This window comes from Pseudomonas sp. FG98 (genome assembly GCF_057808595.1).
On the sequence record NZ_JBMDIJ010000007.1, the window covers coordinates 84,577 to 96,910 of the forward strand.

Genomic DNA, 12,334 nt, shown 5'->3' on the forward strand with positions numbered 1-12,334 from the left:
TTCGCAGATGCTTGCCACGCTCGCTCCGATGCTTGACCGATTCACTCCTGCGCTTCTTTGTAGCCGGGATGGCTGGCCTGCGACTGTTGCAGGCGCGCCAGGGGATCCTGGCGGTAGAAGCCGCGAAGCTGGGCGTAGACCTCGGGGTAGGCCTCGACCAGCAGGTCGGGGGCACTGAAGAAATACTCGCTGGTGACGGCGAAGAACTCCGCCGGGTTCTCCGCCGCGTAGGGATCGATGGCGGTCTCGGCGTCGGGGTTGCGGTCGAGCTGGCGGTTGAGATCGTCGTAGGCCTGCTGCATGGCCGTGGCCCAATCGCTGACGCGCATGTCGCTGTGCAGCGGCGGCAGGCCGTTGGCGTCGCCGTTGAGCATGTCCAGCTTGTGCGCCAGCTCGTGGATCACCAGGTTGTAGCCTTCCCAACCGCCGCTGGCCTGCACGCCCGGCCAGGCCATGATCACCGGGCCTTGCTGCCAGGCCTCGCCGCTGTGCTCGGCGTCCCATTCGTGCTCGATGCCGCTGCTGTCGCGATGGCGCTGCGGGCTGAGGAAGTCGTCGGGGTAGAGGATCAGCTCGTGGAAGCCCTGGTACCAGTTCAGCGAACCCAGGTGCAGCAGTGGCAACTGGGCCTGGGCGGCGAGGAACAGGCGCTCGCCATCATCCAGTTCGACTCCGGGCAGGCAGGTCAGGTGCTTGTCGCTGAGGAACAGTACGCAGGCGTCGCGCAGCCATTGGTCTTCGGCATCGCTGATGCCGTCGAGCATCGGCAGGCGCTCGCGCACCTGCTGCCACAGTTGTGGATCGACCGGATGGCGTTCCAGGGTGCGCCGCCGGCGCCAGGCGCTGAAGCTCCACATAAGCGGCGGTCAGTGCGCCTTGGCCTCGCCGCGGCCCATGCGGCCACGCACCACACCGATGATCACCGGGACCAGCGACAGGACGATGATGGCAACGATCATCAGCGACAGGTTCTGCTTGATGAATGGCACGTTGCCGAAGAAGTAGCCGAGGGTCACCAGGCCGCCCACCCAGAGGATGGTGCCGGCCACGCTGAAGCCGAAGAAGCGTGGGTAGGACATCTTCGCGATACCGGCGACGAACGGTGCGAAGGTCCGCAGGATCGGCAGGAAGCGCGCCAGGGTCACGGTCTTGCCACCATGGCGTTCGTAGAAATCGTGGGTCTGCTGCAGGTAGTCGCGGCGGAAGATCTTCGAGTTGGGATTGCGGAACAGGCGTTCACCGGCTGTTCGCCCGATCACGTAGTTGGTGCTGTCGCCGAGGATCGCCGCCAGCATCAGCAGGCCGCCGAGCAGTACCGGGTCCATGCCGCCGCCCGCGGCCACGGCGCCGGCGATGAACAGCAGGGAATCGCCGGGCAGGAAGGGCATCACCACCAGGCCGGTTTCACAGAAGATCACCAGGAACAGGATCGCGTAGATCCACGGACCGTAATTGTTGACCAGCAAATCGAGATAGGCGTCGAGATGCAGAATGAGGTCCAGCGGGTTGAAATCCATGTACAGCACCTTGTTCAGAACCCGGATTCACGGGCGTGCGATGGCTGGCATTGCGGAATGTGAGGAAATACCCACAGGCTTGGGTAAGAATTCACACAGGCTGAAGGGCGCATTATACGGCTATGAGGGGATTCTGCTTACGCAGTTTGTAGCTGAATGTGCGGAGATTTGCGGCGCTCTTCAGGGCCTCATCGCTGGCAACGCCAGCTCCCACAGGTTCTGCGGTGCACGCGGTTCCTGTGGGAGCTGGCGTTGCCAGCGATGAGGCCCTGGAGGCTTGATCAGTTGATCGGCAGCACGTAGTTCTTGAACTCGGTGTCCTCGCGGAAGCCGATGGACTCATAGGTACGCATGGCCACTTCATTGTCGCTGCTGGTCGAAACCCGCATGCGCACGGCGTTGGTGTCCTTGGCCATGCGCTTGGCTTCGCGCATCAGGTGGTCGGCCACCAGCATGCGCCGGGAGTCCTCGGCGACGTAGATGTCGTTGAGGATCCACACCCGCTTCAGCGACAGCGAGGAAAAGCTCGGGTAGAGCTGGCAGAAACCCATCAGTTTGCTGTCGTCATCGTCCGGCATTGCCAGGTAGATGATCGATTCGCCGCGCTCAAGGCGCTTTTGCAGGAAGGCACGGGACGTATCCGGGTAAGGCAGCTCGCCATAGAACTCGCGGTACTTGACGAAAAGCGGGGCGAGCAGGTCCAGGTGCTCAAGGGTTGCTTGGATGATTCGCATAAGCAGGCCTCGTGTTTCGTAGGGATTGGCGGCGAATCTCGGGCAGCCGTCGCCCCAGATGCTGCCTAAAGCGGAAAAAAATCGCAATCGACGAAAAAGTAGCCGTCATTCAGGACTTTCCAAGCAGGAAGTTTCCGTTTTGTTGCGTACTGGTTTCCGTTTCCAGTGTCTGAACCTGCGCTTCGTCCTTCAGGTTCACCCCCGACAGCTGGCGGCGACAGGCCTCGCGCATCAGGTAGACCAGGCGATGCGCAGCCATGCCGTAGCTCAGGCCTTCGAGGCGGACGTTGGAAATGCAGTTGCGGTAGGCATCGGTCAGGCCGACCTTCGGATTCCAGGTGAAATACAGGCCAAGGCTGTCCGGCGAACTGAGACCGGGGCGTTCGCCGATAAGGATCACGGTCATCCGTGCACCCAGCAGTTCGCCGATCTCGTCGGCTACCGCGACCCGCCCCTGTTCCACCAGCAGTACCGGTGCCGTGGACCAGCCATCGGCGGCGATCTGTTCTTCCAGTCGATTGAGAAACGGCAGGGTATGGCGGTGCACGGCCAGGGACGACAGGCCGTCGGCGACGACGATGGCCAGGTCGATGCCGCCCGGGTTGTTGCGCGCATGCTCGCGCAGCTGTTCGGCGGAGTCCTCGTGCAGGCGCCGGCCCAGGTCGGGGCGTTGCAGGTATTGGTGACGATCCTGGGCGGCGCTGCGCAACAGCAGGCTGTCGCGACCGCGTTCCTGTAACTGCTCGCGCAGACCGGCATGATCGAACGGCAAGTGCACCGCATCGCGGGCCTGGGCGTGGGCGAACTGGAAATCCAGCTGGGCCTGGGTCGGCAGGCTGGTGCCGGTGCGGCCCAGGGCAATCCGCGCCGGGGTCAGGCGGCGCAGCTCCAGCCAGGGGTTGTCGGTGGGCGTCGGTTGCTTGTCCATGTACTCGCTCGCTTATCCCAGTTGCGCCAGGGCCTGGCGGAAGGCCGGTGGCAGGTTGTCGCCGAAGCGCACGCGGCCATCGGCCTGGGTGAAGATCCCGGTCCGCGCCAGCCACGCCTCGAACTCCGGACCGGGCTTCAGGCCGAGGGTCTGGCGCGCGTAGAGGGCGTCGTGGAAGGAGGTGGTCTGGTAGTTGAGCATGATGTCGTCGGAGCCGGGGATGCCCATGATGAAGTTGATCCCGGCCACACCCAACAGGGTCAGCAGGGTGTCCATGTCGTCCTGGTCGGCTTCGGCGTGGTTGGTGTAGCAGATGTCGCAGCCCATCGGCACGCCGAGCAGCTTGCCGCAGAAGTGGTCCTCCAGGCCGGCACGGATGATCTGCTTGCCGTTGTACAGGTACTCGGGACCGATGAAACCGACCACGGTGTTCACCAGGAACGGCTTGAAGTGCCGGGCCACAGCGTAGGCGCGGGTTTCGCAGGTCTGCTGGTCGACGCCGAAGTTGGCGTTGGCCGACAGCGCGCTGCCCTGGCCGGTCTCGAAATACATCAGGTTCTGGCCGAGGGTGCCGCGGTTGAGGCTGAGGCCCGCGTCATACCCTTCCTTCAGCACATTAAGGTTGATGCCGAAGCTGGCATTGGCCGCCTCGGTGCCGGCAATCGACTGGAACACCAGGTCCAGCGGCACGCCGCGGTTGATCGCCTCGATCGAGGTGGTGACGTGGGTCAGCACGCAGGCCTGGGTGGGGATGTCGTAGCGCTGGATGATGGCATCGAGCATCTCCAGGAGGGCGCAGATCGAGGCGATGCTGTCGGTGGCCGGGTTGATGCCGATCATGGCGTCGCCGTTGCCGTAGAGCAGGCCGTCGAGGATGCTCGCGGCGATGCCGGCCGGTTCGTCGGTGGGGTGGTTGGGCTGCAGGCGGGTCGACAGGCGCCCGCGCAGGCCCATGGTGCCGCGAAAGCGGGTGACCACGCGGATCTTCTGCGCCACCAGGACCAGGTCCTGCACGCGCATGATCTTGGAAACTGCCGCCGCCATTTCCGGGGTCAGGCCCGGGGCCAGGGCGCGCAGGCTGGCTTCGTCGGCGGCGTCGCTCAACAACCAGTCGCGCAGGCCGCCGACGGTCAGGTGGCTGACCGGGGCGAATGCCTGCTGGTCGTGGGTGTCGATGATCAGCCGGGTGACTTCATCGTCTTCGTAGGGAATCAGCGCCTCGTTGAGGAAATGGCTGAGGGGGATGTCGGCCAGGGCCATCTGCGCAGCGACCCGCTCACCGTCGTTGCTGGCCGCGACCCCGGCGAGAAAGTCGCCGGAGCGTGCAGGACTGGCCTTGGCCATGACGTCCTTGAGGCTGTCGAAACGGTAGGTCTGCTGGCCTATCGTGTGTACGAAACTTGCCATGTGCAATCTCCAGAGCGCCGCCGCCGGGGCGGCAGCGCGGTATTTCGGTCAGTGCAAGGCTTCTTCGGCCTTCTGGATCGCGGCGAACTCTTCTTCCGGCGTGCCGGCCACCAGGTGGTGACGGCTGTACAGGGCGAAGTAAGCAATCAGGACGCCATAAATGATCGCGGCGCCGATCACCACCCGCGGATCCACCAGGAAGCCCGCTACCACGGCGATGCAGGCCAGCACCAGGGCCACGCCCGAAGTGAAGATACCGCCTGGGGTGCGATACGGACGCTCCATTTTGGGGCGACGAATGCGCAGGGTGATATGCGCGGCCATCATCAGCACATAGGACAGCGTAGCGCCGAACACCGCGACCAGGATCAGCAGGTCGCCCTGGCCGGTCAGCGACAGGGCGAAACCGATGATCCCGGGGATGATCAGCGCCAGCACCGGTGCCTTGCTCTTGTTGGTCTGCGACAGCGAGCGCGGCAGGTAACCGGCGCGGGACAGGGCGAAGATCTGCCGGGAATAGGCGTAGATGATCGAGAAGAAGCTGGCGATCAGGCCGGCGAGGCCCACCAGATTGACGAAGCTGCCCATCCAGGTCGAGCCGCCGTAGGCCTTGGCCAGGGCTTCCACCAACGGGTTACCGGAGCTTTTCAGGGCTTCGGAGCCGGCGCCGCCCGGGCCGATCACCAGGATCAGCAGGGCGAAGGCGAGCAGCACCAGCATGGCGCCGATCAGGCCGCGGGGCAGGTCGCGCTTGGGATTCTTGGTTTCTTCTGCAGCCAGCGGTACGCCCTCGACGGCGAGGAAGAACCAGATCGCGTAGGGGATCGCCGCCCACACGCCGACGTAGCCGAAGGGCAGGAATTCGCTGGCGCCGACGGCCTGGGTCGGGACGATATCGAACAGGTTCTTCGCATCGAAATGGGGCACCATCGCCAGCAGGAACACGGCCAGGGCGATGGCTGCCACGGCGGTGATGATGAACATCAGCTTCAGCGCCTCACCGACCCCGAAGATATGGATGCCGATGAAGATGATGTAGAAGGCCAGGTAGATCATCCAGCCGCCGATGCCGAACAGCGACTGGCAATAGGCGCCGATGAACACCGCGATGGCCGCTGGGGCGATGGCGTATTCGATAAGGATCGCGGTACCGGTCAGGAAGCCGCCCCAGGGCCCGAACGCGCTGCGGGCGAAGCCGTAGCCGCCGCCGGCGGTGGGGATCATCGAGGACAGTTCGGCGAGGGAGAAGCACATGCACAGGTACATGGTGGCCATCAGCAGGGTGGCGAGGAACATCCCGCCCCAGCCGCCCTGGGCCAGGCCGAAGTTCCAGCCGGCGTAGTCGCCGGAAATCACGTAGGCGACGCCGAGGCCGACCAGCAGGACCCAGCCGGCGGCACCTTTTTTCAGTTCACGTTGCTGGAAATAGTCGGAACCGACCTTTTCGAAATCTACGGAAGAGCCTGCCGGGGATCCGGCGGAATGATCGCTAGGCATGGGGAAGTCACCTGTTGTCTTTTTTTGAGTGGTGAATGCGCTGCAGGAAGCGGGCCAGAGCGGTTTGCTCCGGTTTTTCTGTGGTAGTGCGTCGTGGCCATCGCTGGCAAGCCAGCTCCCACAGGTCCGGTGCATACCGATCCTTGTGGGGGCTGGCTCGCCAGCGATTGGGGTTTAGAAGAACCCGAGCGGATTGATGTCGTAGCTCACCAGCAGGTTCTTGGTCTGCTGGTAATGGTCGAGCATCATCTTGTGGGTTTCACGGCCGACACCGGACTTCTTGTAGCCACCGAACGCGGCATGCGCCGGGTACAGGTGGTAGCAGTTGGTCCACACGCGACCGGCCTTGATCCCGCGGCCCATGCGGTAGGCCTTGTTGATATCGCGGGTCCAGACGCCTGCACCCAGGCCGAACTCGGTGTCGTTGGCGATGGCCAGGGCTTCGGCTTCGTCCTTGAAGGTGGTGACGCTGACCACCGGGCCGAAGATTTCTTCCTGGAACACGCGCATGCGGTTGTTGCCCTTGAGCAGGGTCGGCTGGATGTAATAGCCGGTGGCCAGGTTGCCTTCGAGCTTCTCCACCTTGCCGCCGGTGAGCAACTGGGCGCCTTCCTTCTCGGCGATTTCCAGGTAGGACAGGATCTTGTCGAACTGCTGCTGCGAGGCCTGGGCGCCGACCATGGTGTCGGTGTCCAGCGGGTCGCCGCGCTTGATCTTCTTGACCTTCTCCATCACCACGCTCATGAACTCGTCGTAGATGGATTCCTGCACCAGGGCGCGGGACGGGCAGGTGCACACCTCGCCCTGGTTGAAGAAGGCCAGGACCAGGCCTTCGGCGGCCTTCTCGATGAAGGACGGCTCGGCCTTCATGATGTCTTCGAAGTAGATGTTCGGCGACTTGCCACCCAGCTCCACGGTGGACGGGATGATGTTCTCGGCGGCGCATTTCATGATGTGCGAGCCGACCGGGGTCGAGCCGGTGAAGGCGATCTTGGCGATGCGTTTGCTGGTGGCCAGGGCTTCGCCGGCTTCGCGGCCATAGCCCTGGACGATATTGAGTACGCCTGGCGGCAGCAGGTCGCCGATCAGCTCGACCAGCACGGTGATGCCCAGCGGGGTCTGTTCGGCCGGCTTGAGCACCACGCAGTTGCCGGCGGCCAGGGCCGGGGCGAGTTTCCAGGCGGCCATCAGGATCGGGAAGTTCCACGGGATGATCTGCCCGACCACGCCCAGCGGCTCGTGGATGTGATAGGCCACGGTGCCTTCGTTGATCTCGGCGGCGCCGCCTTCCTGGGCGCGGATGCAGCCGGCGAAGTAGCGGAAGTGATCCACTGCCAGCGGGATGTCGGCATTGAGGGTTTCGCGGACGGCCTTGCCGTTGTCCCAGGTTTCGGTGATGGCCAGGACTTCGAGGTTCTGCTCGATGCGGTCGGCGATCTTCAGCAGCACGTTGGAGCGGTCCTGGACCGAGGTGCGACCCCAGGCATCGGCCGCGGCATGGGCAGCGTCCAGGGCTTTATCGATGTCTTCGGCAGTGGAGCGAGGAAATTCGGCGATCGGCTGGCCGTTCACCGGCGAGGTATTGGTGAAGTAAGCGCCTTTGACCGGAGCCACGAACTCGCCATTGATGTAGTTACCGTAGCGGCTCTTGAACGAAACCTTTGCGCCTTCGGTACCCGGATGTGCGTAACGCATGGTGTCTCTCCTGGCTTATGTGTTTTGTTGGGGAGGATTTCTAGCGTAGAGCAAAGGTCGGGCCACTGCCCGGCGAAGGCGCTGGATCAATGATTTGGCGCAGTTTTCCCGGTGTTTTCGGCGCAGCTTGTGAGGGAAGCGGTACAGCCCGGGTGACACTTTGTGCCGCTGGCGGTACAGCCCGTGACCCGGCGGTCAAGCTGGCATTGCAATGCGCCAGCGCCTGGAGGATGCTGGGTTTCTCTGACCCGCGGAGAACAATAAAAAGTGCAGGGTAACCATCTCAGCCGGCACGCCCGGCAAGTGCTGACGGTGACACAGGGCAAGGGCGGCTTGCAGGGCCCTGGCAGTGACCCGTCGATCGCCCGCTCCTGGCTGCGCTGCCTGGAGGACTACCATCTCGATCCGGCCCAGGCCATGGCGCCGACCGTGCTCGAACACGAGCGCGTGCTGGAGAGCCGCGACCGCCTGCACCAGGTGCTGCAGATCGCCGATGGCGAGATGAACAGCCTGCACCAGCAGCTTTCCGGGGCCGGTCATGCGGTGTTGCTCACCGATGCCCGCGGGGTCATCCTCAATTGCGTCACCGCGCCCAGCGAGCGGCGCATCTTCGAGCGCGCCGGGCTGTGGCTCGGTGCCGACTGGAGCGAGGCGCGGGAAGGCACCAACGGCATCGGGACCTGCCTGGTGGAGCGCCAGGCCCTGACCATCCACCAGGACGAACACTTCCGTGGCCGCCACACCGGACTGACCTGCTCGGCGAGCCCGGTGTTCGATCCCCATGGTGACCTGTTGGCGGTGCTCGACGTGTCCTCGGCGCGGGCCGATGTCTCGCGGCAGAGCCAGTTCCACACCATGGCCCTGGTCAATCTCTCGGCGAAGATGATCGAGAGCTGCTACTTCCTCCGCTGTTTCGAGAATCACTGGTTGCTGCGCTTTCATCTGCAGGCCGAGTCGGTCGGGCTGTTCAGCGAGGGCTTGCTGGCGTTCGACGGGGAAGGGCGGATCTGTGCGGTCAACCAGAGCGCCCTGAATCTGCTGGGCAACGGGCGCGGCGGGCTGCTGGGGCAGCCGGTGGAGATGTTTTTCGATTGCCGTCTTGATGATCTGCTCGGCCGTGCCACCGCCCTGGCCAGCACCAGTTGGCCGCTGCGTAGCCGCGATGGCCGGCTGTTGTTCGCCAGTGTCCGCGGACAGTTGGCGCGGGCGTTGCCACGCCAGGTTGTCGCCCCGCCTGCGGTGCCGACGAAAAGCGCGGAAATATGCCTGCTCGACCCGGCCCTGCAAAACGACTTCCGCCGCGCCCTGCGGGTGTTCGAGCGCGATGTCCCGCTGTTGCTCAATGGCGAGACCGGGTCCGGCAAGGAGGCCTTCGCCAAGGCCGTGCACCAGGCCAGCCAGCGCGCCGGCAAGCCGTTCGTCGCGCTCAACTGCGCATCGATTCCGGAAAGCCTGATCGAAAGCGAGCTGTTCGGTTATCGCGGCGGCAGCTTTACCGGAGCGCGCAAGGAAGGCATGCGCGGCAAGCTGCAGCAGGCCGATGGCGGCACCTTGCTGCTGGACGAGATCGGCGATATGCCGCTGGCCTTGCAGACCCGCCTGCTGCGGGTGCTGGAGGAGCGCCAGGTGGTGCCGATCGGGGGCGAACCGCAGGACGTCGATGTGCGCATCATCAGTGCCACCCACCGCAACCTGCTGGAGCGGGTCGCCGACGGCAGTTTCCGCGAAGACCTCTATTACCGCCTCAATGGCCTGGAAGTCGCCTTGCCGGCCCTGCGCGAGCGCAGCGACAAGGCGCAGTTGCTCGATTTCATCCTGGCCGAGGAGGCCGGGCGGCAGCCGGTTCAGCTCGACCCGGTGGCGCGCCGCCTGCTGCTGGATTTCTCCTGGCCGGGCAACGTTCGGCAGTTGCGCAATGTGCTGCGCACGCTGGTGGCCTTGTGCGAGGACGGCTGTATCGGGGTGCAGGATCTGCCGGCGCTGGTGCGCAATGCGCCGCGGTTGCAGGTCGAGTCCGCCGTGCCTGTGGATAACCTCCAGCACCCGCTGGATGACGCCGAGCGCCGGGCCTTGCTGGCGGTGCTGGAGGACAAGCGCTGGCACATGACCCAGGTGGCGGCTCAGCTCGGAGTAAGTCGTAACACCTTGTATCGGAAACTGCGCAAACACGGGCTGTCCAAGGGAGCCTGAGGCAAACACAGGGTGAGATTTTTCCCCCCCTGGGCTACCCTGCCTGCACGTTTCCCGAGGTTGACCATGCACATTCACATTCTTGGTATCTGTGGCACTTTCATGGGCTCGCTGGCGGTGCTGGCCAAGGAGCTCGGCCACCATGTCACTGGCTCCGATGCCAACGTCTATCCGCCCATGAGCACCCAGCTCGAAGCCCAGGGCATCGCCCTGACCCAGGGCTACGACCCGGCGCAACTGGACCCGGCCCCCGACCTGGTGGTGATCGGCAATGCGCTGTCGCGGGGCAACCCGGCGGTGGAATACGTACTGAACAAGGGCCTGCCCTACGTCTCCGGCCCGCAGTGGCTGGCCGACCATGTGCTGCAGGGCCGCTGGGTCCTGGCGGTGGCCGGCACCCACGGCAAGACCACCACCAGCAGCATGCTGGCCTGGGTCCTGGAGCATGCCGGGATGAGCCCGGGCTTCCTGATCGGCGGTGTGCCGCAGAACTTCTCGGTGTCGGCGCGCTTGGGCGGTACGCCGTTCTTCGTGGTCGAGGCCGACGAATACGACAGCGCCTTCTTCGACAAGCGCTCAAAATTCGTCCACTACCGTCCGCGCACCGCGATCCTCAACAACCTTGAGTTCGATCACGCGGACATCTTCCCTGACCTGGCGGCGATCGAGCGGCAGTTCCACCATCTGGTGCGGACCATTCCGAGTGAAGGTCTGGTCATCCATCCGACCACGGAGCCGGCGATCAAGCGCGTGATCGACATGGGCTGCTGGACCCCGGTGCAGACCACCGGTGCTGGCGGCCAATGGCAGGTGCGCCTGCTCAGCGAGGATGGCTCGCGCTTCGAAGTCAGCTTCGAGGGCGAAGTGCAGGGTGTGGTCCAGTGGGAGCTGACCGGCCAGCACAACGTCGCCAACGCCCTGGCCACCCTGGCGGCGGCGCGGCATGTCGGCGTCGTGCCGGCCATGGGCATTGCTGCGCTGAGCGCGTTCAAGAGCGTCAAGCGGCGCATGGAGAAGGTTGCCGAAGTCGACGGCATCACCATCTATGACGACTTCGCCCACCACCCGACGGCCATCGCCACTACCCTCGACGGCTTGCGCAAGCGCGTCGGCGATGCCCCGGTGATCGCGGTGATCGAACCGCGTTCCAACTCGATGAAGCTCGGTGCCCACCGCGATGGCCTGCCGGAAAGCGTCAAGGACGCCGACCAGGTGATCTGGTATGCACCGCCGAACCTTGGCTGGGACCTGGCCGCCACGGCTGCCGAGTGCACGGTGCCAGCGGTGGTTGCCGACAGCCTTGAAGCCATCATCGAACGGGTCAAGGGCCAGGCCCGGGCCGGCACCCAGGTGGTGATCATGAGCAACGGCGGCTTCGGCGGCCTGCACGGCAAACTGGCCGAGGCGCTGCGCGGATGAGCGGGCCGGAGCGCATCACCCTGGCCATGACCGGCGCCTCCGGGGCGCAGTATGGCCTGCGCCTGCTGGACTGCCTGGTGCGCGAGGACCGTGAGGTGCACTTCCTTATCTCCAAGGCAGCGCAACTGGTGATGTCCACCGAAACCGACGTGGTATTGCCGGCCAAGCCCCAGGGGATGCAGGCGTTCCTCACCGAATACACCGGCGCCACGGCCGGGCAGATCCGCGTTTATGGCAAGGAAGACTGGATGTCGCCGGTGGCTTCGGGCTCTGGTGCCCCGGCGGCGATGGTGGTGGTCCCTTGTTCCACCGGGACCTTGTCGGCGATCGCCACCGGCGCCTGCAACAACCTGATCGAGCGGGCTGCGGACGTCACCCTGAAGGAGCGCCGCCAGCTGATCCTGGTTCCGCGCGAGGCACCGTTCTCCACCATTCATCTGGAGAACATGCTCAAGCTGTCGCAGATGGGCGCGGTGATCCTGCCGGCGGCGCCGGGCTTCTACCACCAGCCACAGACCATCGATGACCTGGTGGACTTCGTGGTGGCGCGCATCCTCAACCTGCTGAACATTCCCCAGGACATGCTGCCGCGTTGGGGTGAGCACCATTTCGGGGGCGAGGAATGAAGGCCCTGGTCATCGCGCTGCTGGTAGTCCTGAGCGCCACCGGCTGCGCCACGGTGCGCACCCTGGATGCCGCCATGCCGGGGGCGCCGGTGGTGTACTCGGGCACGCGGTTGGACCTGTATGCGTTGCAGGGCGGCTGTTGCGCCGAAGACCGCTTCGGCGCCGAGGCCCCGAAGTATCCGGGGCTGGACCTGCCGGGGAGCATGGTGCTGGATACGGTGTTGTTGCCGTTGTCGGTGCTGACGGTGCTGGGGGTGGGGGTTCAGGCTTCGGGTGGGATTTAGGTCATGGTCGGACGGCTCCTTGATCTACATGGATTTT

Annotated in this window: 11 protein-coding genes; 4 read left to right on the top strand and 7 right to left on the bottom strand. The window is 64.8% G+C overall.

Annotated features, from left to right (window positions below):
* Positions 1 to 41: 41 nt before the first annotated feature.
* From ACODSK_RS07600 to exaC, 7 genes are all read right to left on the bottom strand, one after another.
* Positions 42 to 857, bottom strand: coding sequence for a M90 family metallopeptidase (locus ACODSK_RS07600; protein WP_489015009.1), 816 nt, complete (start codon positions 855 to 857; stop codon positions 42 to 44).
* Between the two features lie 9 nt (positions 858 to 866).
* Positions 867 to 1,517: a DedA family protein gene (locus ACODSK_RS07605; RefSeq protein ID WP_489015010.1), complete on the bottom strand. Its 651-nt coding sequence runs from the start codon at positions 1,515 to 1,517 to the stop codon at positions 867 to 869.
* A gap of 281 nt (positions 1,518 to 1,798) precedes the next feature.
* Positions 1,799 to 2,251 carry a GNAT family N-acetyltransferase gene (locus ACODSK_RS07610; RefSeq protein WP_489015011.1) on the bottom strand — a complete coding sequence of 151 codons (453 nt, stop codon included), beginning with the start codon at positions 2,249 to 2,251 and terminating at the stop codon, positions 1,799 to 1,801.
* Positions 2,252 to 2,360: 109 nt separating this feature from the next.
* Complete coding sequence (gene eutC, locus ACODSK_RS07615) at positions 2,361 to 3,179, bottom strand: ethanolamine ammonia-lyase subunit EutC (RefSeq protein WP_489015013.1); 819 nt, start codon at positions 3,177 to 3,179, stop codon at positions 2,361 to 2,363.
* A 12-nt stretch (positions 3,180 to 3,191) separates the two neighbouring features.
* Positions 3,192 to 4,586, bottom strand: a complete 1,395-nt coding sequence (locus tag ACODSK_RS07620) for an ethanolamine ammonia-lyase subunit EutB (protein WP_489015015.1) — start codon at positions 4,584 to 4,586, stop codon at positions 3,192 to 3,194.
* Positions 4,587 to 4,634: 48 nt separating this feature from the next.
* Entirely contained in the window at positions 4,635 to 6,083 is a 1,449-nt protein-coding gene (gene eat / locus ACODSK_RS07625; protein WP_489015017.1) for an ethanolamine permease, read from the bottom strand.
* Between the two features lie 174 nt (positions 6,084 to 6,257).
* A complete protein-coding gene (exaC, locus tag ACODSK_RS07630; protein ID WP_489015019.1) occupies positions 6,258 to 7,778 on the bottom strand; it encodes an acetaldehyde dehydrogenase ExaC in 1,521 nt (506 codons plus the stop codon).
* Between the two features lie 267 nt (positions 7,779 to 8,045).
* On the opposite strand from exaC, the gene ACODSK_RS07635 reads away from it, so the two are divergent.
* The 4 genes from ACODSK_RS07635 (at position 8,046) to ACODSK_RS07650 (ending at position 12,297) form a co-directional block, all read left to right on the top strand.
* Positions 8,046 to 9,968 carry a sigma-54-dependent Fis family transcriptional regulator gene (locus ACODSK_RS07635; RefSeq protein WP_489015021.1) on the top strand — a complete coding sequence of 641 codons (1,923 nt, stop codon included), beginning with the start codon at positions 8,046 to 8,048 and terminating at the stop codon, positions 9,966 to 9,968.
* 66 nt (positions 9,969 to 10,034) lie between these two features.
* A complete protein-coding gene (mpl, locus tag ACODSK_RS07640; RefSeq protein ID WP_489015023.1) occupies positions 10,035 to 11,387 on the top strand; it encodes a UDP-N-acetylmuramate:L-alanyl-gamma-D-glutamyl-meso-diaminopimelate ligase in 1,353 nt (450 codons plus the stop codon).
* The gene (ubiX, locus tag ACODSK_RS07645) at positions 11,384 to 12,013 is read left to right on the top strand and encodes a flavin prenyltransferase UbiX (protein ID WP_489015025.1); all 630 of its coding nucleotides are present in this window, start codon (positions 11,384 to 11,386) and stop codon (positions 12,011 to 12,013) included. Before mpl ends, ubiX begins: the two co-directional genes overlap by 4 nt.
* Positions 12,010 to 12,297 carry a YceK/YidQ family lipoprotein gene (locus ACODSK_RS07650; RefSeq protein WP_489015027.1) on the top strand — a complete coding sequence of 96 codons (288 nt, stop codon included), beginning with the start codon at positions 12,010 to 12,012 and terminating at the stop codon, positions 12,295 to 12,297. Before ubiX ends, ACODSK_RS07650 begins: the two co-directional genes overlap by 4 nt.
* Positions 12,298 to 12,334 lie beyond the last annotated feature (37 nt).

Excerpts from the sequence above, each read along its gene's own strand:
- eutC (WP_489015013.1), bottom strand. The coding sequence starts at position 3,179 with ATGGACAAGCAACCGACGCCCACCGACAACCCCTGGCTGGAGCTGCGC.
- ACODSK_RS07610 (WP_489015011.1), bottom strand. The coding sequence starts at position 2,251 with ATGCGAATCATCCAAGCAACCCTTGAGCACCTGGACCTGCTCGCCCCG.
- ACODSK_RS07605 (WP_489015010.1), bottom strand. The coding sequence starts at position 1,517 with ATGGATTTCAACCCGCTGGACCTCATTCTGCATCTCGACGCCTATCTC.
- ubiX (WP_489015025.1), top strand. The coding sequence starts at position 11,384 with ATGAGCGGGCCGGAGCGCATCACCCTGGCCATGACCGGCGCCTCCGGG.
- mpl (WP_489015023.1), top strand. The coding sequence starts at position 10,035 with ATGCACATTCACATTCTTGGTATCTGTGGCACTTTCATGGGCTCGCTG.
- ACODSK_RS07620 (WP_489015015.1), bottom strand. The coding sequence starts at position 4,586 with ATGGCAAGTTTCGTACACACGATAGGCCAGCAGACCTACCGTTTCGAC.
- exaC (WP_489015019.1), bottom strand. The coding sequence starts at position 7,778 with ATGCGTTACGCACATCCGGGTACCGAAGGCGCAAAGGTTTCGTTCAAG.
- ACODSK_RS07600 (WP_489015009.1), bottom strand. The coding sequence starts at position 857 with ATGTGGAGCTTCAGCGCCTGGCGCCGGCGGCGCACCCTGGAACGCCAT.
- ACODSK_RS07650 (WP_489015027.1), top strand. The coding sequence starts at position 12,010 with ATGAAGGCCCTGGTCATCGCGCTGCTGGTAGTCCTGAGCGCCACCGGC.
- eat (WP_489015017.1), bottom strand. The coding sequence starts at position 6,083 with ATGCCTAGCGATCATTCCGCCGGATCCCCGGCAGGCTCTTCCGTAGAT.